The sequence below is a fragment of the Streptomyces sp. NBC_00513 genome, assembly GCF_041431415.1.
Classification (GTDB): domain Bacteria; phylum Actinomycetota; class Actinomycetes; order Streptomycetales; family Streptomycetaceae; genus Streptomyces.
Window position 1 is genome coordinate 1,861,759 of sequence record NZ_CP107845.1, and the last position, 24,946, is coordinate 1,886,704.

The 24,946-nt window shown below is 72.3% G+C and carries 22 protein-coding genes; 5 read left to right on the top strand and 17 right to left on the bottom strand.

The window, feature by feature from the left end; all coding sequences use genetic code 11:
- Positions 1 to 90: 90 nt before the first annotated feature.
- Positions 91 to 1,350, bottom strand: a complete 1,260-nt coding sequence (locus OHA84_RS08870; RefSeq protein WP_266972308.1) for a glycoside hydrolase family 10 protein — start codon at positions 1,348 to 1,350, stop codon at positions 91 to 93.
- A gap of 154 nt (positions 1,351 to 1,504) precedes the next feature.
- Here OHA84_RS08870 and OHA84_RS08875 point away from each other — a divergent pair, with 154 nt between their 5' ends.
- Complete coding sequence (locus tag OHA84_RS08875; protein ID WP_266972306.1) at positions 1,505 to 2,407, top strand: 3-hydroxybutyryl-CoA dehydrogenase; 903 nt, start codon at positions 1,505 to 1,507, stop codon at positions 2,405 to 2,407.
- Positions 2,408 to 2,435: 28 nt separating this feature from the next.
- Here OHA84_RS08875 and OHA84_RS08880 read toward each other — a convergent pair whose 3' ends face one another.
- The 9 genes from OHA84_RS08880 to infC form a co-directional block, all read right to left on the bottom strand.
- Complete coding sequence (locus tag OHA84_RS08880; protein WP_371591584.1) at positions 2,436 to 2,957, bottom strand: NUDIX hydrolase; 522 nt, start codon at positions 2,955 to 2,957, stop codon at positions 2,436 to 2,438.
- A 61-nt stretch (positions 2,958 to 3,018) separates the two neighbouring features.
- Positions 3,019 to 4,356, bottom strand: coding sequence for a hypothetical protein (locus OHA84_RS08885; RefSeq protein ID WP_053681920.1), 1,338 nt, complete (start codon positions 4,354 to 4,356; stop codon positions 3,019 to 3,021).
- A gap of 438 nt (positions 4,357 to 4,794) precedes the next feature.
- Positions 4,795 to 7,323 (bottom strand): phenylalanine--tRNA ligase subunit beta, encoded by a 2,529-nt coding sequence (pheT, locus tag OHA84_RS08890; RefSeq protein ID WP_053681919.1) that lies wholly within the window; start codon positions 7,321 to 7,323, stop codon positions 4,795 to 4,797.
- Positions 7,323 to 8,450: a phenylalanine--tRNA ligase subunit alpha gene (gene pheS / locus OHA84_RS08895; protein WP_053681918.1), complete on the bottom strand. Its 1,128-nt coding sequence runs from the start codon at positions 8,448 to 8,450 to the stop codon at positions 7,323 to 7,325. The genes pheT and pheS overlap by 1 nt, the downstream gene beginning before the upstream one ends.
- Before the next feature lie 165 nt (positions 8,451 to 8,615).
- Complete coding sequence (locus tag OHA84_RS08900) at positions 8,616 to 9,836, bottom strand: ATP-binding protein (protein WP_053681917.1); 1,221 nt, start codon at positions 9,834 to 9,836, stop codon at positions 8,616 to 8,618.
- A 56-nt stretch (positions 9,837 to 9,892) separates the two neighbouring features.
- Positions 9,893 to 10,750 carry an RNA methyltransferase gene (locus tag OHA84_RS08905; protein WP_266951291.1) on the bottom strand — a complete coding sequence of 286 codons (858 nt, stop codon included), beginning with the start codon at positions 10,748 to 10,750 and terminating at the stop codon, positions 9,893 to 9,895.
- Between the two features lie 200 nt (positions 10,751 to 10,950).
- Positions 10,951 to 11,337, bottom strand: coding sequence for a 50S ribosomal protein L20 (gene rplT, locus OHA84_RS08910; RefSeq protein ID WP_007263143.1), 387 nt, complete (start codon positions 11,335 to 11,337; stop codon positions 10,951 to 10,953).
- Between the two features lie 101 nt (positions 11,338 to 11,438).
- On the bottom strand, positions 11,439 to 11,633 hold the full coding sequence (gene rpmI, locus OHA84_RS08915; RefSeq protein ID WP_030387121.1) for a 50S ribosomal protein L35: 195 nt from the start codon (positions 11,631 to 11,633) through the stop codon (positions 11,439 to 11,441).
- A gap of 104 nt (positions 11,634 to 11,737) precedes the next feature.
- Positions 11,738 to 12,469, bottom strand: a complete 732-nt coding sequence (infC, locus tag OHA84_RS08920; RefSeq protein ID WP_053681915.1) for a translation initiation factor IF-3 — start codon at positions 12,467 to 12,469, stop codon at positions 11,738 to 11,740.
- A 350-nt stretch (positions 12,470 to 12,819) separates the two neighbouring features.
- Between infC and OHA84_RS08925 the strand changes: the two genes are divergently transcribed.
- Entirely contained in the window at positions 12,820 to 13,197 is a 378-nt protein-coding gene (locus OHA84_RS08925) for a DUF1844 domain-containing protein (protein ID WP_053681953.1), read from the top strand.
- Positions 13,198 to 13,282: 85 nt separating this feature from the next.
- Here the strand turns inward: OHA84_RS08925 and OHA84_RS08930 are convergent, their stop codons facing one another.
- Genes OHA84_RS08930 through OHA84_RS08940 form a run of 3 tightly spaced genes read right to left on the bottom strand, consistent with a single transcriptional unit; the run spans position 13,283 to position 16,010 of the window.
- A complete protein-coding gene (locus OHA84_RS08930) occupies positions 13,283 to 14,023 on the bottom strand; it encodes an SseB family protein (protein ID WP_266972299.1) in 741 nt (246 codons plus the stop codon).
- 2 nt (positions 14,024 to 14,025) lie between these two features.
- Positions 14,026 to 15,234, bottom strand: coding sequence for a type VII secretion-associated serine protease mycosin (mycP, locus tag OHA84_RS08935; protein WP_266972297.1), 1,209 nt, complete (start codon positions 15,232 to 15,234; stop codon positions 14,026 to 14,028).
- Positions 15,231 to 16,010: a hypothetical protein gene (locus OHA84_RS08940; protein WP_053681913.1), complete on the bottom strand. Its 780-nt coding sequence runs from the start codon at positions 16,008 to 16,010 to the stop codon at positions 15,231 to 15,233. Before OHA84_RS08940 ends, mycP begins: the two co-directional genes overlap by 4 nt.
- 242 nt (positions 16,011 to 16,252) lie before the next feature.
- Here OHA84_RS08940 and OHA84_RS08945 point away from each other — a divergent pair, with 242 nt between their 5' ends.
- Positions 16,253 to 17,446, top strand: coding sequence for an amino acid deaminase/aldolase (locus tag OHA84_RS08945; protein ID WP_053681912.1), 1,194 nt, complete (start codon positions 16,253 to 16,255; stop codon positions 17,444 to 17,446).
- A gap of 23 nt (positions 17,447 to 17,469) precedes the next feature.
- Here OHA84_RS08945 and OHA84_RS08950 read toward each other — a convergent pair whose 3' ends face one another.
- From OHA84_RS08950 to OHA84_RS08965, 4 genes are all read right to left on the bottom strand, one after another.
- The gene (locus OHA84_RS08950) at positions 17,470 to 18,768 is read right to left on the bottom strand and encodes a haloacid dehalogenase-like hydrolase (RefSeq protein ID WP_266972294.1); all 1,299 of its coding nucleotides are present in this window, start codon (positions 18,766 to 18,768) and stop codon (positions 17,470 to 17,472) included.
- A gap of 122 nt (positions 18,769 to 18,890) precedes the next feature.
- On the bottom strand, positions 18,891 to 19,682 hold the full coding sequence (locus tag OHA84_RS08955) for a 3-oxoacyl-ACP reductase (RefSeq protein WP_053681911.1): 792 nt from the start codon (positions 19,680 to 19,682) through the stop codon (positions 18,891 to 18,893).
- A gap of 7 nt (positions 19,683 to 19,689) precedes the next feature.
- Positions 19,690 to 21,069 carry an aldehyde dehydrogenase gene (locus OHA84_RS08960; RefSeq protein WP_234350222.1) on the bottom strand — a complete coding sequence of 460 codons (1,380 nt, stop codon included), beginning with the start codon at positions 21,067 to 21,069 and terminating at the stop codon, positions 19,690 to 19,692.
- A gap of 48 nt (positions 21,070 to 21,117) precedes the next feature.
- Complete coding sequence (locus tag OHA84_RS08965; protein ID WP_053681910.1) at positions 21,118 to 22,488, bottom strand: glutamine synthetase family protein; 1,371 nt, start codon at positions 22,486 to 22,488, stop codon at positions 21,118 to 21,120.
- 77 nt (positions 22,489 to 22,565) lie between these two features.
- On the opposite strand from OHA84_RS08965, the gene OHA84_RS08970 reads away from it, so the two are divergent.
- On the top strand, positions 22,566 to 23,312 hold the full coding sequence (locus OHA84_RS08970) for a FadR/GntR family transcriptional regulator (RefSeq protein ID WP_053681909.1): 747 nt from the start codon (positions 22,566 to 22,568) through the stop codon (positions 23,310 to 23,312).
- A gap of 140 nt (positions 23,313 to 23,452) precedes the next feature.
- On the top strand, positions 23,453 to 24,922 hold the full coding sequence (gene eat, locus OHA84_RS08975; RefSeq protein ID WP_053681908.1) for an ethanolamine permease: 1,470 nt from the start codon (positions 23,453 to 23,455) through the stop codon (positions 24,920 to 24,922).
- Positions 24,923 to 24,946 lie beyond the last annotated feature (24 nt).

Below are 24,946 nucleotides of genomic sequence, written 5' to 3' on the forward strand. Positions count from 1 at the left end.
CACCCGACACCCGACCCACCCCGGACACTCCACCCACCCGACACACGGACCGACGCGCGCCCGTCTCGACGCGGCGGGCGACGCCGAGGCTCAACGCGGCGGCACGCGCGTCGGATAGTGATCGGCCACCACCCTGGCCATCGCCCCGTTGGGGTCCGCGACCACCTGCTTCGCCGAGAAGTAGCAGTGGCCGCGGACCTGCGCGTGATCCCGGGCGAAGCGCACGTGACGCGACAGCTCTCCCGGGTCGCGCCACGCGGCGGTGGGGCTCGCGGCGTCGCAGCGGTAGAGCGCCTCCCCCACGTACAGGTCCACGCCCGTGCCCTCGACGGTGCGCGCCCACCACGGCACGAGTGAGGCGTAGTCGGCGGTGGGGTGGCCGATCTGCCAGTAGACCTGCGGCGCGATGTAGTCGATCCAGCGTTCCTTGACCCACTTGCGGGTGTCCGCGTACAGATCGTCGTACGTGCCGATGCCCGCCCGGGTCGGGGAGCCGAGCGGGTCGGACTCCTCGTTGCGCCAGACCGCGAACGGGCTGATGCCGAACCTCGTCCCCGGGCGGACCGTGCGGAGCTGCTCGGACATCTCCTTCACCAGGGTGTCGGTGTTGTGCCGCCGCCAGTCGGCGAGGGAGGCGAAGGAGCCGCCGTACTCCTCGAAGGCCTCGTCGTCGTCGAAGTCCACGCCGTCCACGGGGTACGGGTAGAAGTAGTCGTCCCAGTGCACGGCGTCGACCGGGTAGCGGGCGACCGCGTCGAGCATGGCCCGCTGCACGAAGGCCCGCACCTCGGGCAGTCCCGGGTTGTAGTACAGCTTGCCGCCGTACGGGACCGTCCAGCCGGGGTTGCGGCGCGCCGGGTGCGCGGGGGCGAGCCGGGTCGGGTCGGTGTGGTTGGCCACCCGGTACGGGTTGAACCAGGCGTGCAGTTCCAGCCCCCGCGCGTGGGCCTCGGTGACCGCCGTGCCCAGCGGGTCCCAGCCGGGGTCGACCCCCTGGGTCCCGGTCAGCCATTGGGACCAGGGCTCCAGCGCGGAGGGCCACATCGCGTCGGCGGTGGGCCGGACCTGGAGGACCACCGCGTTGAGCCGGCGCTCGACGGCGGTGTCGAGGAGCGCGAGGAGTTCCGTGCGCTGCGCGGCGGCGGAGAGCCCCGTCTCCGAGGGCCAGTCGACGTTCTGTACGGAGGCGATCCACATCCCCCGGAGTTCGGAGGCGGGCGCCCCCGTCGGCACCGGCCTTCGCTCCTCGGGTCGTGTCCTGCCCGCCGCCCCGGCGGGTCCCGCCCCCGTGGCCGAGGCCAGTAGCCCCGCGCCCGCCGCCAGCAGTCCCCGCCGCCCGATGTACGTCATGTGACGACTCCGTTCCGTTCCGTGACAATGCGTTGCGTGCGCCCAGCATGCCCGCCCCGGCCCGCCGGCCGGGGCAAGGTCGGGGGTAACGTCGGGGGGCGTGGCGGGCGCCGGAACGCAGTTACCACTGCCCAGTACGGGGGACCCGCGATGGATGAGCAGCGAAAGGCACGATGTGACGGACCTCTCTACCCTCCCGACCGACATCGCACGCGTCGGCGTGGTGGGCTGTGGCCAGATGGGCGCTGGCATCGCGGAGGTGTGCGCCCGCAGCGGTCTTGAGGTGATGGTCGCCGAGACCACCGGCGAGGCCCTGGAGATCGGGCGCACCCGGCTGCACAACTCCCTGATGAAGGCCGCCGAACGCGGCAAGATCAGCGAGGAGGAGCGGGACGCCACCCTGGCCCGCCTCACCTTCACCACCGACCTCGGCGAGTTCGCCGACCGCGACCTCGTCATCGAGGCCGTCGTCGAGAACGAGCAGGTCAAGACGGAGATCTTCCAGGTCCTCGACCAGGTGATCACCCGCCCGGACGCGATCCTCGCCTCCAACACCTCCTCGATCCCGCTGGTCAAGCTGGCCGTCGCCACCTCGCGGCCCGACCAGGTCATCGGCATCCACTTCTTCAACCCGGCCCCGGTGCAGCAGCTCGTCGAGCTGATCCCGGCGCTGACCACGGGCGAGGAGACCATCAAGCGGGCCGAGGCCCTGGTGCGGGACGTGCTCGGCAAGCACGCGATCCGCGCCCAGGACCGATCCGGTTTCGTGGTCAACGCGCTGCTCATCCCGTACCTGCTGTCGGCGATCCGGATGTTCGAGTCCGGCATCGCGAGCCGCGAGGACATCGACAACGGCATGGAGCTGGGCTGCGCCCACCCGATGGGTCCGTTGAAGCTCGCGGACCTGATCGGCCTGGACACGGTGGCCTCGGTGGCGGACTCGATGTACGCGGAGTTCAAGGAGCCGCTGTACGCCGCTCCCCCGCTGCTCCAGCGCATGGTCGACGCGGGCCGCCTCGGCCGCAAGACGGGTTCGGGCTTCTACCCGTACGCCTGATCGTCCGGGGCGGGCCGAAAGAGATCGACTAGCCCAGCCGCAGATGGTGCAGGAGCAGCAACCCGGCCGCCATGTTGGCGGCCGGGATCTCGCCGCGCGCGATCATGTCCGGCACCAGCTTCAGCGGGACCCACTCGCGGCGCGAGGACTCGAAGTCGTCCTCGGGGTGACCGATGTACGTGGCCCCGTCCGCCCAGTAGAGGTGGTGGCGGGCGTCGGTCAGCCCGTTGGAGGGCTCCACGGTCATCAGGTGGTGGAGCGGGCCGGGCCGCCAACCCGACTCCTCCTCCATCTCCCGGGCGGCCGCGACGGCCACGTCCTCGCCGTCCTCGACCACGCCGGCGGGCAGTTCCCAACCCCAGCTGTCGGTGATGAAACGGTGCCGCCACAGCAGCAGCACCTCGTTGGCCGCGTTGACGGCGGTGGCGACCGCCACCGGACGCAGCCGGATCACGAAGTGGTCCAGGTGCTGGCCGTCGGGGAGTTCCACATCCGCGAGGTTCACATCGAACCAGCGGTTCTTGTACACGGTCTGCTCACTCAGGTTCATCCACTGCACGGTTGTGCCACCTTCCGAATCGTCGGTGGCAACATGGCAGCAGTCCGACCCCTTACAGGGGAACGCGCAGCGCCCCGTCGATGAGCCGGGCGGTCTCCTCCGCGCTGGCACAACCGCTGGTCAGGAGCCTCTCCCTGACCGCCCTCAGCCGATCCCGCAGCCGTTGCGACTCCATGCCCCGGACCCGCTCGGCCATCTCCACCGCCGCCGGCACCGCCCGGTCCGGCTCCCCCTGCCGCAACTGCACCTCGCACAGGATCGCCAGCCGATGGACCCGCCCGCGGTCGTGCGCGGGCGTCCCGACGGCCGCCTCCGCCTGGGTGTGGGCCGCCTCCAGGTCGCCGAGGGCGAGCAGCGCCTCCGCCACCTGAACGTTGACCAGCCCGGGCTGCACGTATCCCGTCTCCGCCGGCTCGGTACCGGGTCGGATCCGCTCCGCCTCCGCCTCCGCCTGCCGGATGCACGCCAACGCGGCCGCCCCGTCGCCGAGTCGGGCGTACGCCTTGGCCTGCATCGCGTGCAGGTCGGCGGCCAGCGCCGGGGTGGTGTGCCGGCCGGCGGCCCGCAGCGCGGCCTCGGCGAACGCCACGGCCTGCCGGTGGTCCCCCAGGTACAGCGACTGGTTGACGAGCAGCGCGATCACGTACGCCCCGAGCCCCCGGTCCCCGCTGGCCTTCGCCATCCGCAGGGCCTGGTGGAAGTACCGCTGGGCCGCCCCGTGGGCGTCCGAGTCGTACGCGCAGATGCCCGCGACCGCCACCAACGAGCCGGTGGCCCGGTGCAGTTGTCGGCCCAGCGCGTCGGGGTAGCTTCCGCGCAGCATGGGCGCGGTCTCGTTGCCCAGGAAGCGGACGATCCGTGCGCGGGTGGCCATCCCGCCGGCCCTGCGGTACATCAACTCGTAGTGCGCGCGGGCGGCCCTGAGGACCTCGATGTGCTCGGGCCCGATCCGCAGCGGGCCGTCCCGGGACACGTCGCAGTCCTCGGGCGGGTTCTCCCACTCCCAGACCGGCATGACGGCCGAGGTGCCGGTGACCGCCTCGTCGGACCGCAACGGGGAGCGGCCCTGTTCGTCGGCGCGCCACAGGGCGGCGGCCCGGTCCACGAACCCGTTCAGCGGGGTCGCGTGGGGCGCGGGCCGACCTCCGGCGCCGAGCCCGGCGTCGTCGAGCGTGACGGGCCTGCGCAGCCGCCCGCCGAGCACCTCGCAGATCAGCACGGGCACCTGGCCGCGCGGTCGCTGCCCCTTCAACCAGCGGGAGACGGCGGTGTGTTCGTAGCGCAGCGCGAGTCCGAGGCCGCGGCCCGCCTGGTTGACGTGCGCGGCGAGTCCGGCGTGGGACATGCCCGCCTCTGCGAGGAGGGCGTCGAGCAGGGCATTGGGCTGCATGGGGGCCCTCCAAGGGCTCGTCCGCATCAGGCTAATGGGTGCGCGGTTCACACGGGGTGTGAAACGAGTACGCGCATAAATGCGATACGCACCCTGCCGCGAAGGCGCCCCGGAGCGCTTCACTTAAGGGCCTCGTGAAGAGGCCGCTCGGGTCGTCGGCTCCCCCTCGTACAGTGCGACGACCCGGCACCGCGCCGCCCGTTCTGTTGTCTGCCCGACACTCCACGGCAGGACGGGCGGCGCGCCACGGTTCCGCCGGAGCCCGGTTGGTCGCCGGGAACCGCCGGAACCGGGCCGAACGCGCACCGGGCCCATCCACCGGGTCCGGTGCGTGCGGCCGGCGCACCCCACAGCGCTTCCACCCCCTGTACCGAACGACCGAGGGGCGCATCCGGTGATCCGGATGCGCCCCTCGGCAGGCCTGTGTCGGCGGTGCGGTCACACGCCCCGCAGCACCGCGCCCGTCCGCTCGCCGGCCAGGGCCACCGCCGCGTCGCGCGCGGCCGTGGACTCCTCGGCCGTCAGCGTGCGGTCGGTCGCCCGGAAGCGCAGCGCGTACGCGAGGGACTTCTTGCCCTCGCCCACCTGCTCACCGGTGAACACGTCGAACAGCCGCAGGGACTCCAGCAGTTCGCCCGCTCCGCTGCGCAGCGCGTCCTCGACCGCCGCGGCGGGTACCGCGGTGTCCACGATCAGCGCCACGTCCTGGGTCGCCACCGGGAAGGAGGAGATCCGGGGCGCCCGCAGGGCCTCGCCGCCGGCCGCCGCGAGGCGGTCCAGGTCGAGTTCCATGGCGCTGGTGCGGGCCGGGAGGCCCATCGCCTTGACCACGCGCGGGTGCAGCTCACCGGCGTGGCCGATGACCGTCTCCACCCCGTCGAGGGTGACGAGCAGCTCGGCGCACCGGCCCGGGTGCCAGGGCCCGTACCGGCCCTGGCGCACGGTGAGTTCGGCGCCGGCCTCGACGGCCAGCGAGCGCGCCGCCTGGACGGCGTCGGCCCAGCCGGCCGGGTAGCCCTTGCCCCACCAGCCGGCCTGCTCGCGCGCTCCGGCCAGCACGACCGCGGCGTACCGCGGCTGGGCCGGAAGGGCCGCGTCGAGGGTGGCGATCTCCTCGTCCGTGGGACGCCGGTCGACGGGCAGTCGTACGGCGACGCCCGGCTGCGGGCCGGCGAGGAAGACCGAACCGGTCTCGAAGAGCGCCAGGTCGTGGCTGCCCCGGCTGTCGTTGCGCCGCAGCGCGTTCAGCAGACCCGGCAGCAGCGTGGTGCGCAGCGCCGGCTCCTCGTCGGAGATCGGGTTGACGAGCTTGACGACCCGGCGGGCGGAGTCGTCCGCGGCCAGCTGGAGCTGGTCGAAGACGCCCTCGCCCAGGAACGGGTAGCTGAGCACCTCGACGTAGCCCGCGCCGGCCAGCGCGCGGCCCACCCGGCGGTGCAGCTGCTGCCGGGCGGTCAGACCGCGACCGGAGGGCACCTGCGGCAGGGTCGACGGCAGGTTGCCGTAGCCCTCCAGCCGGATGACCTCTTCGGCGAGGTCGTTGGGCTCGGCGAGGTCGGGGCGCCACGACGGGACGGTGACGACGAGCTCGTCCTGCCCGTAGACGTCGCAGCCGATCTCCTGGAGGCGGCGGACGACGGTCTCGCGACCGTAGTCCATGCCCGCGACCCGGTCCGGGTGGTCGGCGCGCATGGCGATGGTGCGCGGGGCACCCGGGGCGATGAGGTCGGTGACGCCGGCCTCGGCGGTGCCGCCGGCGACCAGCACGAGCAGGTCCACGGTGCGCTGCGCGGCCGCGGCGGCGGCCTGCGGGTCCACGCCGCGCTCGAAGCGCTTGGAGGCCTCGGAGGACAGCTTGAGGCGGCGTGCGGTGCGCGAGATCGACACGGCGTCGAAGTGCGCCGCCTCGATGACCACGTCGGTGGTGCCCGTGACCCGGCCGGTCTCGGGGTCGGTGACGGAGTCGGCGATCTCGGTGTTGGCGCCGCCCATGACACCCGCGAGCCCGATCGGGCCGCTGTTGTCGGTGATCACCAGGTCCTCGGCGTCGAGCGTGCGCTTGACCCCGTCGAGGGTGGTGAACTTCTCGCCCTGCTCGGCACGGCGGACACCGATGGCGCCGTCGATGCGCGAGCGGTCGTAGGCGTGCAGCGGCTGACCGAGTTCGAGCATCACGTAGTTGGTGATGTCGACGGCGAGCGAGATCGGGCGCATGCCCGCCTTCTGCAGGCGGCGGCTGAGCCAGATCGGGGAGCGCGCCTCGGGGTCGAGACCGGTCACGGTGCGCGCGGTGAAGCGGTCGCAGCCGGCCGGGTCGTCGATCTTGACGAGGTAGCCGTACGAGTTCGGCGCGGGTACGTCGAGCAGCGCCGGGTCGCGCAGCGGCAGGCCGTAGGCGGTGGCGGCCTCGCGGGCCACACCGCGCATCGACATGCAGTAGCCGCGGTCCGGGGTGATGTCGATGTCGAGGACCTCGTCGACGAGCTGGAGCAGCTCGATCGCGTCGGTGCCGACCTCGTGCTCGTGCGGCAGCACGATGATGCCGTGCGTGCCGTCGTCGCCCATGCCCAGCTCGTCGCCGGAGCAGATCATGCCGTGCGAGGTCTTGCCGTACGTCTTGCGCGAGGCGATCGCGAAGTCTCCGGGCAGCACCGCGCCGGGCAGGACCACGACGACCTTGTCGCCGACGGCGAAGTTCCGGGCGCCGCAGACGATCTCCTGCGGCTCGCCGGTGCCGTTGGCCTGACCGACGTCGACCGTGCAGAAGCGGATGGGCTTGCGGAAGCCCTCCAGCTCCTCGATGGTCAGGACCTGACCGACGACGAGGGGGCCCTTGAGCCCGGCGCCGAGCTGCTCGACGGTCTCGACCTCGAGGCCGGCGTCGACGAGCTTGGCGGCCACGTCGCGGCCGGTCTCACCTGCGGGGAGGTCTACGTACTCCCGCAGCCAGGAAAGCGGGACGCGCATCAGATCTCACTCCCGAACGGCCGGGTGAAACGGACGTCACCCTCGACCATGTCTCGCATGTCTTCCACGTTGTGACGGAACATCAGCATCCGCTCGATGCCGAATCCGAAGGCGAAGCCGCTGTACTTCTCCGGGTCCACACCACAGGCGACGAGCACCTTGGGGTTGACCATGCCGCAGCCGCCGAGCTCGATCCAGCCCTCGCTGGAGCAGGTGCGGCACGGGCGGTCGGGGTTGCCCACCGACGCGCCGCGACACACGTAGCACTGCATGTCCATCTCGGCGGACGGCTCGGTGAACGGGAAGAAGTGCGGGCGCAGGCGCGTGGTGGTGCCCTCGCCGAACAGCTCCTGGACCATGTGGTCCATGGTGCCCTTGAGGTCCGCCATGGTCAGGCCCTCGTCCACGGCGAGCAGCTCGACCTGGTGGAAGACGGGCGTGTGCGTCGCGTCGAGCTCGTCGGTGCGGTACACCCGGCCCGGGCAGACGATGTAGACGGGGGGCTTGCGCTCCAGCAGCGAGCGCGCCTGCACCGGGGAGGTGTGGGTGCGCAGCACGACACCGGACTCGTCGCCCTCGGTGCCCTCGGGCCCCTGGACGAAGAAGGTGTCCTGCATCTGGCGCGCGGGGTGGTCGGGGGTGAAGTTGAGGGCGTCGAAGTTGAACCACTCCGCCTCGACCTCGGGCCCTTCCGCGACCTCGTACCCCATGGCCGTGAAGATGTCCGCGATGCGGTCCATCAGCGTGGTCAGGGGGTGCCGGGCGCCGGCCGGGATCCGGTCGTGGGGCAGCGTGACGTCCACGGCCTCCTCGACCAGCACCCGCTCGTCGCGCTCGGCCTCCAGCGCGACCGTGCGGGCCCCGAAGGCCTTGTTCACGGCGCCGCGGGCCTGCCCGACGCGCTTGCCCGCCTCGGCCTTGGCCTGGGGCGGCAGGGCGCCGATCTCGCGGTTGGCGAGCGCCAGGGGCGAGCGGTCGCCCATGTGCGCGGTCTTCGCCTCGCGAAGTTCGTCGAGGTCGCCGGCGGACGCGAAGGCGGCGAGCGCCTCGTCCCGCATGCGCTCGATCTCTTCCGGTTTCAGTGCCTCGACCTCGACAGGGTCGTACGACTTGTTCGGTGCCGACATCTCTTCCCGTACTTCCGATGGCTGGCTGGTGGATCCCCGCGCGACCCGCTCGACAGTCTCGACCGACCCGTTTCTGCACAAGGACACAAAGGTGCCAAAGGTCGAGTCTAAAGGTCGCCGGGGGTGAAGGAGCCCGTGGGCCGCCTGGCGAGACCCTCCGCAGGGTTACTGCGTGAGATAGGCCGGGGCGGCGACGGGCAGGATAAATCGGAACTCGGCGCCGCCGTCGGGACCGCGGCCGACCGTGATGGTCCCGCCGTGGGCCTCCACGATGCCCTTGACGATGTACAGGCCCAGCCCGGTGCCTCCGCGCTTGCTGCCGCGCCAGAAGCGGGTGAAGACGCGTCCCATCGACTCTTCGGGGATCCCGGGGCCTTCGTCGGTCACGGTGACGGCGGTTCCCTTCTCGGTCTTCCCCGCGGCGTTCGCGAAGGTGGTCGGCGACACGTCGATGGTGACGGTTCCCTCGCCGTGGCGCACCGCATTTTCGAGGAGGTTGCCGAGGATCTGGTCGATCTTGTCCGGGTCTGCCCAGAGATCGGGCAGGGGACGGCTGACGCGTACGAAGAACCGCTCGGGGGCCTGGCCGTTCGCGGTGAGCGCCTGGACGTGCCGGCCGACGGCGGTGGCGACGTCCACGGGCTGCCGGCGGACCTCCAGCCGGCCGGAGTCGATCCGGGAGATGTCGAGGAGTTCGGCGATGAGGCGGGTGACGCGGTTCGCGTCGGCGTCGACGGTCTCCAGCATCAGCCGCTTCTGGTCGTCGGTGAACCGCTCCCACTTGGCGAGCAGGGTCGCCGTGAACCCCTTCACGGAGGTGAGCGGCGACCTGAGCTCGTGCGCGACGGTCGCGATCAGTTCGGCGTGGCTGCGTTCGGTGCGCCGCCTGGCCTCGGTTCCGCGCAGGGTGACCACCAGGCGGGTGAGCGGGCCGGTGGGGTGGGTGCGCACGTAGCGCGCGGAGACCAGGACCTCCCGCCCGCCGGGGAGGAGGAGGTTCCGCTCGGGCTGGCCGCGCCGGGTGGCCAGGCCTCCGTACGGGTCGGTCAGCGCCCACCAGCGGCGGCCTTCGAGGTCCTCCAGCGGCAGCGCGCGGTCGATCCGCGCCCCGATCGCCCCGCCCGCCGGGAGGGCGGTGATGCGGGCGGCGGCGGAGTTGAAGCAGATGACGCGGCCCGTGTGGTCGGCGACGACCAGGCCGTCGGGCAGGTCGTCCGGGTCGACCGCGAGAGCGGCGAACTCCGACACGGGTGGTTGCTGCCGGTCGGCGGCGCGGGCGGGCGTGGCCTGCGTGGGCACGCCCCGGGCGGCCCGGGCGGGCACGGCCGGGGGCGGCGGTCCGGCCGCCTCGGCGGCCGCCGGCGTGCTGTTCGTACCGACGCTCATGTCCCCGTACCCCACATCTCCGAGTAGCGCAGTGGGCCCCCCGGGCCGCCACATTACTAGCTGGGGGTCACGGAGCGGCACCCTCCGGGCGCCCGCTGTGCACGCGCGGAGGCGTAGAGGCACACGGCGGCGGCCGTGGCGAGGTTCAGGCTCTCGGCCTTGCCGTGGATCGGGACCCTGACGACGGCGTCCGCCAGGGCCCTGGTCTCCTCCGGCAGGCCCCAGGCCTCGTTGCCGAACACCCAGGCCGAGGGACCGCCCATGGTGCCCGCGTCGAGTTCGGCGTCGAGGTCGTCCTCGCCTGCTCCGTCGGCGGCGAGGATCCGTACGCCCGCGGCCCGCAGCCCTTCGACGGCCTGCTCCACCGGCACGCCGACCGCGACCGGGAGGTGGAAGAGGGAGCCGACCGAGGCCCGTACGGACTTCGGGTTGTACAGGTCCACGGAGGCGTCGGTCAGCACCACGGCGTCGGCTCCGGCGGCGTCCGCGCAGCGCAGCACGGTGCCGGCGTTCCCGGGGTCGCGGACGTGGGCGAGGACGGCGACGAGCTTCGGGCCGGCCTTGAGGATGTCCTCGAAGGGCGAGTCCAGGAAGTGGCAGACGCCGACCAGGCCCTGCGGGGTGACGGTCTGCGAGACCTCCGCGAGCACCTCGTCGTCGGCGTAGTGCACGCGCGCCCCGGCCAGGAGCGCGGCCTCGACGATGTCGGCGTAGCGTTCGGCCGCCTCGACGGTGGCGAACAGCTCGATCAGGGTCGACGCGCCCTGGGGGCCGCGGTGCTCGACGGCCTCTCGGACCGCCTGCGGGCCCTCGGCGATGAACCGGCGCTCCTTGGTGCGGAAGTTGCGCCGCGCCAGGCGCCTGGCGGCGGCCACCCGGGTGGATCGGGGGGAGATCAGCTCGGGGGTGCCCATGTGTCTGCGGTTCTCTCTCGGGGTCCGGAGCGTGGCTCCGCGGGGTTCGCCGACGGACGGAGCCCGGCGGGTCGCGGGAGCCAACGTGGTGGCGGGGTGCGAGGTCCCGCCCCGGCGGTGCGGGGCGAAAGCACACGGACCCGCAGGCGTGGAGCCTGCGGGTCCGTGGGTGCCGGTCGCGTGATGCGGCCGGCTACGCCTTAGGCAGCGGCCTTCGGGGCGTTGACGTCGGCCGGAAGCGCCTTCTGCGCGACCTCGACGAGCGCGGCGAACGCGTTGGCGTCGTTGACGGCCAGCTCCGCGAGGATCTTGCGGTCCACCTCGATGTTGGCGGCCTTCAGACCCTGGATGAGGCGGTTGTACGTCATGCCGTTCTGGCGGGCAGCGGCGTTGATGCGCTGGATCCACAGCTGACGGAAGTCGCCCTTGCGCTTCTTGCGGTCGTTGAAGTTGTAGACCAGCGAGTGGGTGACCTGCTCCTTGGCCTTGCGGTACAGGCGCGAACGCTGACCGCGGTAGCCGGAGGCCGCCTCGAGGATCGCCCGGCGCTTCTTGTGGGCGTTTACTGCCCGCTTGACGCGTGCCACTTTTTAACTCCTTGTAGCGGGGCCGTGGTTGTCTTCACACGACCCGAATTCGATGGGGTCCCGGTCTTGACGTCCCGCTCCCGTGGTGGGAGCGGCGAGCGTCACTTGCCGAGAAGCTTCTTGATCTTCGCGGCGTCGCCGGGAGCCATCTCCGCGGTGCCGGTCAGGCGGCGGGTGACACGGGACGACTTGTGCTCGAGCAGGTGGCGCTTGCCGGCGCGCTCACGGAGCACCTTGCCGGAGCCGGTGATCTTGAAGCGCTTCTTGGAACCGCTGTGCGTCTTGTTCTTCGGCATAGCGCCGTTATCTCCTCGTCGGTGGCGCCCCCACCGGCCCTTTTCGGGACCGGCTCACGGGAGCGTCATGTTGTGTCGGTGATCCGAGACGGGCTGCCCCGGAATCAGGCCTCGGCAGGTGCCTCGTGAGAGGTGTCCGCCTCGTCGGAGGCTGCCTCGGCGGAGGCGACCGTGTCGTCGGCGTCCTCCGTCACCTCGACGACGTCCTCGGAAGGAGCCTCGTCGTCGGTGAGGGCGACACCCTGGCGCTCGGCCTTGCGGGCGGCCTGCGCCTCGCGGGCTTCGGCCATCGCCTCGGTCTTCTTCTTGTGCGGACCGAGAACCATGATCATGTTTCGGCCGTCCTGCTTCGGGTTCGACTCGATGAACCCGAGGTCCTCGACGTCCGAGGCGAGGCGCTGCAGCAGTCGGTAACCGAGTTCCGGTCGGGACTGCTCGCGACCACGGAACATGATCGTGATCTTGACCTTGTCGCCCTGCTTGAGGAACCGAACGACGTGACCCTTCTTGGTGTCATAGTCGTGCGGGTCGATCTTCGGCCGGAGCTTCATTTCCTTGATGACCGTGTGCGCCTGGTTCTTGCGCGCCTCACGGGCCTTCATGGCCGACTCGTACTTGAACTTGCCGTAGTCCATGAGCTTGCAGACCGGCGGGCGTGCGGACGCCGCGACCTCGACCAGGTCGAGGTCGTACTCCTGCGCGAGCTCAAGCGCCTTCGCAAGCGGCACGATGCCGACCTGCTCGCCGCTCGGACCGACGAGTCGTACCTCGGGAACGCGAATCCGGTCGTTGATGCGGGGCTCGGTGCTGATGGATCCTCCTCGGTAGCACCACACGACTGCCTGGCAGACAGCCGCTGACGATATTGTCGTCAGACCAACCGCGGCGGGGAATGAAAAAAGCCCCGCCGGGCACAGGCAGGGGCTCCAAAAGACCGGAGCACCGCCGCATGCGAACGCGGGGCGCAACTCGGGCAGCTTTCCATCGTCCGTACGGAACGATGGATACCGCCTGACCGGTGACCCGCCACCCCGGAGGGCGGTCAGGTGGGAGATCGGAGCCTCCACTTGTGGGCCGGGGACATACGTCTCCGGCCGGTCGTCAGCCCAATATAGCACCGTGCGCCGGACCCGCTCACCCCGAGCACCGGTCGGCGGGCCGCCCGGCCCGGCTTATCGTGTGGGACATGACTGACGCGACCCCCACTCCCGCCACCGACGCCGACCACGCCCCCGACTACGACGCCATGACCCGCGACATCGCGGACGTGCCCGCCGTCGAGGTGATCACCACGGTGGCCGTGCACCTGCTGAGCGCCGCGGCGGTCAACCTGGGCCTGGACAAGCCGGATTCCGAGCACAAGGACCTCGACGAGGCCCGCAAGCTGATCACCGCCCTGGCCGGACTGGTCACCGCGAGCGCCACCGAGATCAGCTCCTTCCACGCGGCTCCGCTGCGCGACGGCCTGAAGTCGCTCCAGCTGGCCTTCCGCGAGGCCTCCCTGGTGCCGGACGAGCCGGGTCAGGGGCCGGGCGAGAAGTTCACCGGTCCCGTCTTCTCCTGACCGGGACGCATGCCGCGTCCCGCCCCGGACGCGAACGGCGCCGGGCCCCTCGGATGATTCCGAGGGGCCCGGCGCCGTTCGCGTCTCAGCGGACGTACAGCGGCTCGCCGGGCGGGGCCGGCGCGTCGGGCGGCAGGAGTGCCAGGTCCAGCCCGCGCACCAGCCGGCCGCGCAGGGTCTCGTCGGCGGCGATGGCCTCCGCCACCCGGCGCGCGGTCGCGGCCGGCTGCGCGTCGGCGGCGGGCACGATCGCGAGCGTCCCGTCGGCGTCGCCCCGCCCCGCGACCAGGTGGGCCCGGAGCACGGCGGGCTCGGCGGCCACGGCCGCCCGTACGGCCTCGCGCACGGCGGGGTCGTCGACCGGGCTCGTACCCGTGCGGCCCTCCGCGAGGGCGAGCAGCGCCGGGCCGGTCAGCTGATAGGTCACCGGCCCGGCCAGGTCGAGGACGATCGTGTCGGCCTTCTCGTGGGCCGCCGCGGCCAGGGCCTGGTGCAGCGGCACCGCGACCGGGCGGGCCGTCGGGTCCCAGAGCGCCAGCGAGGCGATCGAGGTGAAGGCGGGCAGCGCACGCCGGTCCCCCGCCGTGAGGGTGGGGACGGCCATGTCGCTGGTCTTCTCCCGCTTGAGCCCGGTCTCCGGGTCGGTCTCCACCTCGCCGAGGACCGCGACCACGGGGACCAGCAGGCGGGCGCCCTTGAGGGCGGCCAACACCTCCGGTTCGAGCGCCTTGTCCTGGGACCAGGCGGCCAGGGCCGAACTCAGGACGGGATCGGCCGAGCCGTCGTCGTCGGAGAAACCGGGGTCGGGAATGTTCTTGTTCGCCACAATCAACCGACCCTATCCCGCCGGGAAACCCTCGGGCGCCGGGCCAGTACGCCGGCCAGTGCGAGCAGCGCCACACCCGCGGCCGCGGCCGCCGGGGGCCCCAGGCGCGGCGAGCGTTGCGGCGGGCGGACGGGTTCGGGGCCGGGGCCGAAGTACTCCCGGCCGGCCGGGACGGGGGTGGGCAGCGGCGCTTCGGGGCGGAGCCCGTCCGCGGCCTGGAGGGCGGCGACCGCGTCGACCGTGCCGTGGCCCCTGGCGTCGTCGCGGCCCCCGGCCGGGGCGTCGGAGGCGGTGTCCTCCAGCAGTTTCTTGATCTGCGCCGGGGACAGGTCCGGGTGCGCGGCCTTGACGAGGGCCACGGTGCCGGAGACGAAGGCGGCCGCGGCGCTGGTGCCCCACGCCTCGTAGTAGGAGCGGTCGGGGTCCGCGATGACCACGTCCACGCCGGGGGCGCTGACGGTCGCGTACCAGTGGCGGGTGGAGAAGTCGGCCTTGCGGCCCTCGCGGTCGACGGCGGTGACGGCGATGACCCCCGGGTAGGCGGCCGGGTAGGAGGTGGGGTCGCCGCGCTCGCCGCCGTTGCCCGCGGAGGCGACGACGACCACACCCTTGCCGAGCGCGTACCGGACCGCCTCGTCCTCGGCGCCCTCGTGGTGGGCGGACTCGCTGTCGTCGCCGAGCGAGAGGTTGATGACGTCGGCGCCGTGGTCGGCGGCCCAGCGGATGCCCTCGGCGAGGGCCCCGGACTTGCTTCCGCGGGCCTTCGCCCGGCCCGGGTCGGCCTCTTCCAGGATCACCCGTACCGGCAGGATCCTGGCCTGCGGGGCGATGCCGAGGATGCCTTGGCCGCGGCTGGGGCCGTGGCCGCGTCCGGCGATGATGCTCGCCATCGCGGTGCCGTGCCGGGCCCAGGCGCGGTCGCCGCGGCCGGCGCCCATGCCGACGAGGTCGGTGCCGGCGAGCACTTGGCCGGCGAGGTCGGGGTGGGTGGCGTCCACGCCGGTGTCGAGGACGGCGACCGTGACCCCGTCGCCCTGGGTGGTTCCCCACGCCTCCTCCGCGCGCAGGGCCAGCAGGCCCCACTGGCGGTCCCGGATGGCGTCGGCGGAGGCGGGGTGCGCGCCGGCTCCGGCGAGGAGGACGGCGAGGGCGAGTGCGGCGGCGGCGCGGGAGCGACTCACGCCCGGGCGGCTCAGGAGCGGGACGCTCACGGTCGGGCCTTCCGGTCCGGGGCGGGTGACGCGGGCGGGGCGGCCAGGGCGGTGACCGCGCGTCCCACCTCCGACGCGACGGCCTTGGCGTCGTGGCCGAGGCCGGACTCGGCCACGACGCCGGTCGCGTCCTGCCGGACGGCCTCCTCGGCGGGCCGGGGGGCGTCGGGTGCGCGGCCGTCGGCGAACGCGGAGACGGTGTAGACGATCGCGGGGGCGCCCGCGATCGGGGTGGCCGTCCAGGCGGCGCGCCGGGAGTCGGAGAACCCGAAGGCGGAGGGGAGGGTCATCCGGTCGCGGAAGCCGGCCATCGTGGTGGAGTCCGCGGTGGTGAAGACCAGACCGACGGCGATCAGGGAGCTGCGGGTGGAGTCGATGTAGGTGGCGCGGAGCACGCGGGTGCAGCCGGTGTCGGCCAGGGTCGCGCGCCAGGTGGCGTCGAGGGCGGCGGGGCAGTCGGCGTCGGGGGCGAGCGCGATCCGGGTCCAGGCCCGGTCGGCGCCGTCGGGGCCCTTGTCGCGGCCGTCGAGGGAGGGCGGGAAGAGGCGGTCGACGGGGGCGTCGCGCCAGAGCGTGGCCGCTTTGCGGTAGGCGGCGTCGGGGGCCACGGGGCGTTGTGCTTCCCGGTGTTCGATCCAGGCGGTGAACGCGGCTCCGCCGACGAGGCCGGTTCCCAACACCCCGAAGAGGACGGCGGCCGTAACGCGTGCGGGGCGCCGGCGCGGGGGCGGGTCGGTCTCGGCCAGGACCGGCGATTGCGGTGTGGACGTCGTCATCCGGCTGCTCCGCCCCCGTTCTTACGCTGCGGCCTTCCCCGTACTGTACGGGGGCCCCGGCAGGGGGGTGGAAGGGGTGCGCGGTCGACCCCGGGTCGCCGGAGGGCGGCCGACCCGCTCGTCGGGGCCGCGTCCCGGGCGGGGAAGCCGGGGTCACGGCCGAATGGTGGTCGTTCTCGGCCGCGCGGGGTGGTGACACGCACCCCCTACCCACCGGTACACGGGCATGGCAGGCTGCCGCCATGACTTCCGACCGTGCCCGGTACGACAAGGCCACCGCCCACCTCGACGCGCCGCTGGCCATCGTGGATCTGGCCGCGTTCGACGCCAACGCCGACGACCTCGTCCGCCGTGCGGCCGGCAAGCCGATCCGGGTGGCCAGCAAGTCCGTCCGGTGTCGTGTGCTGCTCGAACGGGTGCTGGCCCGACCCGGGTTCGAGGGGATCATGTCGTACACCCTCGCCGAGAGCATCTGGCTGGCCCGTTCCGGGTTCGAGGACGTGCTCCTCGCCTATCCCTCCGCCGACCTCGCCGGTTTCGCGGAACTCGCGGACGACCCCAAACTGGCCGGGGCGATCACCGTGATGGTGGACGACCTCGCCCAGGTGGAACTCATCGACCGGGCCAGGGACGGGGGTTCCCAGGAGATCCGGGTCTGTCTGGAGTTGGACACCGCGCTGCACCTCCTCGGCGGCAGGGTCCGGGTGGGCGCCCGCCGTTCGCCGCTGCGCGAGCCGCGGCAGCTCGCGGACCTGGCCCGCGCGGTCTCGGCCCGTGCGGGGTTCCGGGTCGTGGGGCTGATGGGCTACGAGGGTCATGTCGCCGGTGTCGGCGACTCGTTGGCCGGGCGCCCGCTGCGGTCCCGGGCGATCCGCCTGATGCAGGGCGCGGCTCGCAGGGAGTTGGCGGCCCGTCGCGCCGAGACGGTACGGGCCGTCCGTGCGGTGGTGCCCGACCTGGAGTTCGTCAACGGGGGCGGCACCGGCAGCGTGCAGCAGACCGCCGCCGAGGACGCGGTCACGGAGATCGCCGCCGGTTCGGGGCTCTACGTGCCGCGGCTGTTCGACAATTACACGTCCTTCCGGGGGCGGCCGGCCGCCCTGTTCGCCCAGCCCGTGGTCCGCCGGCCCGGCGTGGGGGTCGTGACCGTGCTCGGCGGCGGGTATCCGGCCTCGGGTGCGCCCGGCCCGGACCGGCTGCCCGTGCCGTACCTCCCCGCGGGCCTGCGTTACGACCCGCAGGAGGGCGCCGGCGAGGTCCAGACGCCGCTGCTCGGCGGCCCGGCCGACGATCTGCTGATCGGCGACCGGGTGTGGTTCCGGCACGCGAAGGCGGGCGAACTGTGCGAGCGCTTCGACACGTTGCACCTCGTCGAGGGTGATCGGGTGACGGCCACCGCCCCGACGTACCGGGGCGAGGGCCGCACGTTCCTCTAGGCCGTCGCGGCGAGCCGGGCCGATCAGTACACGGTGTCCTGCTGGTCGGGGATGACGCTCGTGTCGCCGCGGCGGACGGGGCCCGGGGTGCCGTCGCGCTCGACGTGACCCGTCGTCGCGCACGGGTACGGGCCGGCCTTGCGGCCCTTCGGCTCGATGAACATCGGGTTCACGATCCACTTGCCGTCGCTGTTGTCGTAGGCGCGGCACATGAGTTCGTTCTTGTTGCGGTTGAGGACGAGCCGCAGCGCGGTGGCGTCGCGCAGGAACGAGATGTCGGTGTCGGAGTCGCCGGCGGCGAAGACCTGGCGGCGGGCGGCCGGTTGGACCTTCTCGGCGGCGGCGCCCCGTACCCCGAAGACCTCCTTGTTGATCCAGCACCGCTTGCCGTCGATGTACGTGATCATCGTGTCGGCGCCGTCCTTGACGGAGCCGCAGCCCTGGAGGTGGGCGGTGTAACGGCCGTCGCGCGTGGTGGTGTTGCGGATGCCGATGACGTGGTCGGCGTCGATGCCGACGCCCCGGGCCCACACCTCGACGACCGGCTGCGGCGAGGCCGAGCTGATCCAGACGTCGAAGCCGGCCTTCCGCAGGGCGCGGATGAGGTCCTTCTGCTGGTCGTAGTAGCGGACCCAGCCGGTGGCGGTCGTGGTGCCGACGCGCTGTTTCGCGCCGACGGGCGCGGCCAGGTTCTCGGCCCGTGCGGCGGCGGCGAAGCCGCGGACCTCGCGGGCGGTCCAGCCCCGTGTGAGCTGGGACAGCCAGGCGTACCCGGGCTCGGTCGTGCGGTGGTCCCAGCCGGCGAAGGCGGCGGCGCCGGACCGGGTGGCGGCGGTGCCGTAGACGGCGTTGACCTCGTCGGCGCAGTCGGCGCCGGCGGGGGTGCCGGTGGGCAGCGGGGCGCCGGGGCGGGCGAGCCGGTCGCAGGCGTCGGCCAGGGCCGCGGCGGCGGCCGGGGTGAGGTGGCGGCTGGTGCCGGCCCAGCCGCCGTCGGCGGGGCGGCGGATCTTGCCGTTGCGCAGCAGCCAGAACATGGTGGCGTCGCCGACGTCGTTCTTGACGACCGTGTTGTCCCAGTCGAAGACGGCGACGGGCTTGTCGCGGTTCGGTCGGTACGGGGCGCAGGTGCCGTACGTGTCGAGGAGCCGTTGGAGCCGGGCCTGGTTGTCCCCGTACCAGCCGGCTTCGAGCGCGGGGGTGGTGCAGTGGCCGCCGGGGTGGGCGGCCTGGGCGGCGGGCGCGGTGGCGGCGAGGGAGCCGGCGGCCATCGCCGCGGCGGCCGCGACGGCCCGAAGGCGTCGCGCGGGACCGGATCGGGTCATGGGGGTGGGCACTCCTGTTTCCTGCGGGGGCGTCGCGGATGGTGGAGCACGACAGCCGGGCGTCGTGCGACGCCCGGCTGTCGGGGGGTGGTCGAGGGGGAGGGCGCGTGCCCGCGGGTCGGCTACAGGGGGGTGACGTACGCGCCGGCGATGCCGCCGTCGACGAGGAAGTCGGTGGCGTTGATGAAGGAGGAGTCGTCGCTGGCGAGGAAGGCCACGGCCGCGGCGATCTCGGTGGGTTCGGCGAACCGGCCCAGCGGGATGTGGACGAGGCGACGGGCAGCGCGCTCGGGGTCCTTGGCGAACAGTTCCTGGAGGAGCGGGGTGTTGACGGGTCCCGGGCAGAGCGCGTTGACGCGGATGCCCTCGCGGGCGAACTGCACGCCGAGTTCGCGGGACATGGCGAGCACGCCGCCCTTGGAGGCGGTGTAGGAGATCTGGGAGGTGGCGGCGCCCATGATCGCGACGAAGGAGGCGGTGTTGATGATGGAGCCGCGGCCCTGGCGCTGCATGTAGGGCAGGGCGGCCTTGCAGCAGAGGTAGACGGAGGTCAGGTTGACGTCCTGGACCCGCTTCCAGGCCTCCAGGCCCGTGGTGAGGATCGAGTCGTCGTCGGGGGGTGAGATGCCCGCGTTGTTGAAGGCGATGTCGACGGAGCCGTAGGTGTCGAAGGCGGTCTTGAAGAGCGCCTCGACCTCCTCGGGGCTGGTGACGTCGACCTTGACGAAGGTTCCGCCGACTTCCTCGGCGGCGGCCTTGCCGGCGGTCTCGTCGATGTCCCCGCAGACGATGTTGGCGCCCTCGGAGGCGAGGCGGCGCGCGGTGGCGAGACCGATGCCGCTGCCGGCTCCGGTGATGACGGCGGTACGGCCGACCAGGCGGCGGCAGACGATCTCGTTGTCGGAAGTGGTCATGGTGGGTTCAGGCCTCCGTGCTGATGAAGACGTTCTTGGTCTCGGTGAAAGCGGTGAGGGCGTCGGGTCCGAGCTCCCGGCCGAGGCCGGACTGCTTGTAGCCGCCGAAGGGCGTCCAGTAGCGGACGCTGCTGTGGGAGTTGACGGACAGGTTGCCCGCGGCGACGGCGCGCGAGACGCGCAGGGCGCGGCCGATGTCGCGGGTCCACAGGGAGCCGGAGAGCCCGTACGTGGTGGCGTTGGCCAGGCGCACGGCGTCCTCCTCGTCCTCGAAGGGCAGGACGACGGCGACCGGGCCGAAGACCTCCTCGACGGCGACGGGCGCGGTGGGGTCGACGTCGACGACGAGGGTCGGGGGGTACCAGAAGCCGGGGCCGTCGGGGGCGGTGCCGCGGATCGCGGTGAGGTCGTCGGTGACGTGGGACCGTACGCGCTCCCGTTGCGCCTGTGAGATCAGCGGGCCCATCTGGGTCTTCTCGTCGGACGGGTCGCCGACGAGCACGCCTTCGATGCCGGGGGTGACGAGTTCGAGGAACCGGTCGTACACGGAGCGCTGTACGAGGATCCGGGTGCGGGCGCAGCAGTCCTGGCCGGTGTTGTCGAGGAAGGACATCGGGGCCGCCGCGGCGGCGGCCTCCAGGTCGGCGTCGGCGAAGACGATGTTGGGGCTCTTGCCGCCGAGTTCGAGGGTGAGCCGCTTCACCCGGTCGGCGCACTTGGCCATGATCCGCTTGCCGACGGGGGTGGAGCCGGTGAAGACGATCTTCGCGACGCCGGGGTGTTCGACCAGTGCGTCGCCGGTGATCGCTCCCCGGCCGGGGAGCACCTGGAAGAGGTGTTCGGGGATCCCGGCCTGGAGGGCGAGTTCGGCGAGGCGCAGGGCGGTGAGGGGGGTGGTCTCGGCGGGCTTGAGGATGACGGCGTTGCCCGCGGCGAGGGCGGGTGCCACGCCCCAGGCGGCGATCGGCATGGGGAAGTTCCAGGGGGCGATCACGCCGATGACGCCGAGGGGTTCGAGGAAGGTGACGTCGATGCCGCCCGCGACCGGGATCTGCCGACCGGAGAGTCGTTCCACTCCCCCGGCGGCGAAGTCGAGCAGGTCGCGTACGTTGCCGGCTTCCCAGCGGGCGTTGCCGATGGTGTGTCCGGCTTCCCGGACCTCCAGGGCGGCGAGTTCCTCGACGTGTCCGTCGACCACCGCGGCGAAGCGGCGCAGCAGTCGGGCGCGGTCGGCGGGTGAGGCCGCGGCCCAGGCCCGTTGGGCCGCGGCGGCCCTGGTGACGGCGGCGTCGACATCGTCCCGTGTGGCGGTCGGGACGGTGGCGACGATCTCCTCGGTGGCCGGGTTCAGCACTCTCAGATCGAGGGGGGCCAGCTCATCGGACACGTGGTGCCTCTCAGACGTTCGGGTGCGGTGGGTGCGGGGTGGGTGCGGTCAGAGGCGTTCGAAGGAGCGGCGCAGTTCCCAGTCGGTCACCGCGGAGTCGTACGCGTCGAGTTCCACGCGCGCCATGTTGCGGTAGTGGGCGACGACTTCCGGGCCGAACGCCGCCTTGGCGATCTCGCTGTTCTCCCAGAGTTCCGCGGCCTCCCGCAGGGAGGTGGGGACGTGGGCGTAGTCCGCGGTGTACGCGTTGCCGGCGCAGGCCTCGGGCAGTTCCAGGCGGTGCTCGATGCCGTAGAGGCCCGCGGCGACGAGGCCGGAGACGGCGAGGTACGGGTTGACGTCGCCGCCCGGCAGGCGGTTCTCGAAGCGCATGGAGCGGCCGTGGCCGACCACTCGGAGTGCGCAGGTCCGGTTGTCCACGCCCCAGGCGACGGCGGTCGGTGCGAAGGATCCGGGGCGGAAACGCTTGTAGGAGTTGATGTTCGGGGCGTAGAGAAGGGAGAAGTCCCGCAGCGCGGCCAGTTGGCCGGCCAGGAAGTGACGCATCACCGGTGACATGCCGTCGGGGTCGTCGGGTCCGCCGGCCATCGCGTTGTGTCCGTCGGCGTCACCCAGTGAGAGGTGGATGTGACAGGAGTTGCCCTCGCGCTCGTCGTACTTGGCCATGAAGGTGAGCGAGACGCCTTCCTGGGCCGCGATCTCCTTGGCTCCCGTCTTGTAGACGGAGTGCTGGTCGCAGGTGGTGAGCGCCTCGTCGTAGCGGAACACGATCTCGTGCTGTCCGAGGTTGCACTCGCCCTTGGCGGACTCGACGACGAGGCCGGCGGCCTGCATCTCGTTGCGGATGCGGCGCAGCAGGGGCTCGATGCGGCCGGTGCCGAGGACGGAGTAGTCGATGTTGTACTGGTTGGCCGGTGTCAGGTCACGGTAGTTGGCGTTCCAGGCCTGTTCGTAGGTGTCCTGGAAGACCATGAACTCCAGTTCGGTGCCGACCATGGCGGTGTACCCGAGGTCGGCGAGGCGCTCCAGTTGGCGGCGCAGGATCTGGCGCGGGGCGGCGACCACCGGCGAGCCGTCGTTCCAGGCCAGGTCGGCGAGGAGGAAGACGCTGCCGGGGTTCCAGGGGAGGCGGCGCAGGGTGGCCGGGTCGGGGTGCATGGCGAAGTCGCCGTAACCGCGGTCCCAGGAGGACATCTCGTATCCGTCGACGGTGTTCATGTCGGTGTCGACGGCGAGCAGGTAGTTGCAGCCCTCGGTGCCGTGGGCGAGTACCTCGTCGAGGAAGAACTGTGCGGCGAACCGCTTGCCCTGGAGGCGCCCCTGCATGTCGGGGAAGGCCAGGACGACTGTGTCGATCTCACCGCTGGCGACGAGGGAGCGGAGCTCCTCGATCGCGAGCGGCGGCTTGCGGTCTACCACTGGAATCTCTCCTTCGGTGAGCCGAGTGCGCCTAAGGTATTGAATAGAACCATTGCTTGGGAAGGGGAGGGGCCGAGATGTCCGATACGACCAGTGAAGGCGACGCGATCGCACGGCTGAATCCCGTGCTGCGACAGGTGCGGGCGGGCAACGGTTTCGAGGAGGCGTTGGAGCAGATCCTCCAGGTCGTCCGACTGGGCCTGGTACCGGGCGGGGAGCGGCTTCCGGCCGAGCGCGAGCTGGCCGAGCGGATGGGGATCAGCCGGGTGACCCTGCGGGAAGTGCTGAAGGTGCTCCAGGACCAGGGCCTGGTGGAGGCCCGCCGCGGCCGGTACGGCGGAACGTTCGTGCTGAACCGCCCCGACACCCCCGCCGGCGGCGCCGAGCAGGAGCTGCGGCGGCGGGTGGCGGGCGTGGACATCGAGGACGCGCTGCGCTTCCGCGAGGTGCTGGAGGTGGGCGCGGCCGGGCTGTGTGCCTCGCAGGGGCTGACCGAGGAGGGCGCCGAGCGGCTGCTCGGCGCGCTGACCGCCACCCACGACGCCCCGCTCGCGGACTACCGCCGCCAGGACACCCTGTTCCACCTCACCCTGTGCGAACTGGCCGGCTCGGCCACGCTGACGGCCCAGTACGCGGCCGTCCGCGCCACCGTGAACGACCTGCTGGACTGCATTCCGCTGCTGGTGCGCAACCTGGAGCACTCGCAGCAGCAGCACTCGACCGTGGTGGACGCGGTCCTGGAGGGGAACGCGGACGCGGCGCGGGAGACGATGCGCGAACACTGCTGCGGGACGGCGGCGCTCCTGCGGGGATTTCTGGCCTGAAATCAGCCCTTCATGGCTGATTCAGCCAGGTTTCGGACCGAGAGCGTTTCGTAACCCCTGTTTAACGCAGGGGTCTTGCGCGCTCCACTCCCATGACGCAAAGGTACGCCTCACAACCATTGCCCTAGGCAGGAGCGCACATGGCCGACGACACCGAGGCCCGGCTGACAGCCGCGGCCGATCCCACCACGTCCCCCGAGGGCGGCGACGGCTACCTGGAACGCCGCACGCTCCGCCGCGGCAGCGCCGGCTGGCTGCTGCTCACCGGTCTCGGCGTCGCGTACGTCGTCTCCGGGGACTTCTCCGGCTGGAACATAGGCCTGGCGCAAGGCGGCTTCGGCGGCCTGGCCATCGCCACCGTCCTGATGGGCACGATGTACGCCTGTCTGGTCTTCTCCCTCGCGGAACTCTCCGCGATCCTGCCCACGGCGGGCGGCGGCTACGGCTTCGCCCGCCGGGCACTGGGCACCTGGGGCGGCTTCCTCACCGGCACCGCGATCCTCATCGAGTACATCCTCGCCCCCGCCGCGATCTCCATCTTCATCGGCGACTACGTCGAATCCCTGAACCTCTTCGGCCTGACCTCCGGCTGGCCGGTCTACCTCGCCTGCTTCGCCATCTTCATCGGAATCCACCTGTGGGGCGTCGGCGAGGCCCTGCGCTTCTCCCTCGTCGTCACCGCCGTCGCCGTGATCGCGCTGATCGTCTTCGCGCTCGGCGCGTTCACCGAGTTCGACGCGTCGAACCTGAACGACATCGCCGTCGACAGCAGCGCCTTCGGCTCGGGCTCCTGGCTTCCGCTGGGCGTCCTCGGCATCTGGGCCGCCTTCCCCTTCGGAATGTGGTTCTTCCTGGGCGTGGAGGGCGTCCCCCTCGCGGCGGAGGAGGCCAAGGACCCGGTCCGTTCGATGCCCAGGGCCCTGTCGATCTCCATGGGCATCCTCGTCCTGCTCGCCCTGATCACCTTCCTCGCCTCGACGGGCGCCCGCGGCGCCGACGTCCTCAAGGACGCCGGCAACCCGCTGGTCGTCGCCCTGGAGGGCAACTCCGGCCTCTCGTGGCTGAAGACGTTCGTCAACTACGCGGGACTCGCGGGCCTCGTGGCGTCGTTCTTCTCCCTCATCTACGCCGGCTCGCGCCAGCTGTTCGCCCTCTCCCGGGCGGGCTACCTGCCGCGCTTCCTGTCCCTGACCTCGAAGCGCAAGGCCCCGTACCTGGGCCTGCTGATCCCCGGCGCGATCGGCTTCGCCCTGGCCGCCGCCACCGGCAACGGTCCGCGCATGCTGAACATCGCCGTGTTCGGCGCGACCATCTCGTACGCCCTGATGGCCCTCTCGCACATCGTGCTCCGCCGGCGGGAGCCCGGTCTGGAGCGCCCGTACCGCACCCCGGGCGGCATCGTCACCTCCTCGGTGGCCTTCGTCCTGGCCCTCTCGGCGCTCGTCGCGACCTTCCTCGTGGACAAGGACGCGGCCTTCATCGCGCTGGCCGTGTACGCCGTCGCCCTCGCCTACTTCGCGCTCTACAGCCGCCACCACCTGGTGGCCTCCGCGCCCGAGGAGGAGTTCGCGGCGCTGGCGGCCGCCGAGGCGGAATTGACCCGCGACTGAAATCCTGGGCCCGTACCGGTTCGC

What these genes read in the sequence shown, in the direction of transcription:
- OHA84_RS08940 (WP_053681913.1), bottom strand. Translation starts at nt 16,010, where the DNA reads ATGACGACGTCCACACCGCAATCGCCGGTCCTGGCCGAGACCGACCCG.
- rpmI (WP_030387121.1), bottom strand. Translation starts at nt 11,633, where the DNA reads ATGCCGAAGAACAAGACGCACAGCGGTTCCAAGAAGCGCTTCAAGATC.
- OHA84_RS08945 (WP_053681912.1), top strand. Translation starts at nt 16,253, where the DNA reads ATGACTTCCGACCGTGCCCGGTACGACAAGGCCACCGCCCACCTCGAC.
- OHA84_RS08875 (WP_266972306.1), top strand. Translation starts at nt 1,505, where the DNA reads ATGAGCAGCGAAAGGCACGATGTGACGGACCTCTCTACCCTCCCGACC.
- pheS (WP_053681918.1), bottom strand. Translation starts at nt 8,450, where the DNA reads ATGTCGGCACCGAACAAGTCGTACGACCCTGTCGAGGTCGAGGCACTG.
- OHA84_RS08900 (WP_053681917.1), bottom strand. Translation starts at nt 9,836, where the DNA reads ATGAGCGTCGGTACGAACAGCACGCCGGCGGCCGCCGAGGCGGCCGGA.
- OHA84_RS08925 (WP_053681953.1), top strand. Translation starts at nt 12,820, where the DNA reads ATGACTGACGCGACCCCCACTCCCGCCACCGACGCCGACCACGCCCCC.
- OHA84_RS08870 (WP_266972308.1), bottom strand. Translation starts at nt 1,350, where the DNA reads ATGACGTACATCGGGCGGCGGGGACTGCTGGCGGCGGGCGCGGGGCTA.
- pheT (WP_053681919.1), bottom strand. Translation starts at nt 7,323, where the DNA reads ATGCGCGTCCCGCTTTCCTGGCTGCGGGAGTACGTAGACCTCCCCGCA.
- eat (WP_053681908.1), top strand. Translation starts at nt 23,453, where the DNA reads ATGGCCGACGACACCGAGGCCCGGCTGACAGCCGCGGCCGATCCCACC.
- OHA84_RS08955 (WP_053681911.1), bottom strand. Translation starts at nt 19,682, where the DNA reads ATGACCACTTCCGACAACGAGATCGTCTGCCGCCGCCTGGTCGGCCGT.
- OHA84_RS08880 (WP_371591584.1), bottom strand. Translation starts at nt 2,957, where the DNA reads ATGAACCTGAGTGAGCAGACCGTGTACAAGAACCGCTGGTTCGATGTG.
- OHA84_RS08905 (WP_266951291.1), bottom strand. Translation starts at nt 10,750, where the DNA reads ATGGGCACCCCCGAGCTGATCTCCCCCCGATCCACCCGGGTGGCCGCC.
- OHA84_RS08970 (WP_053681909.1), top strand. Translation starts at nt 22,566, where the DNA reads ATGTCCGATACGACCAGTGAAGGCGACGCGATCGCACGGCTGAATCCC.
- OHA84_RS08885 (WP_053681920.1), bottom strand. Translation starts at nt 4,356, where the DNA reads ATGCAGCCCAATGCCCTGCTCGACGCCCTCCTCGCAGAGGCGGGCATG.
- OHA84_RS08950 (WP_266972294.1), bottom strand. Translation starts at nt 18,768, where the DNA reads ATGACCCGATCCGGTCCCGCGCGACGCCTTCGGGCCGTCGCGGCCGCC.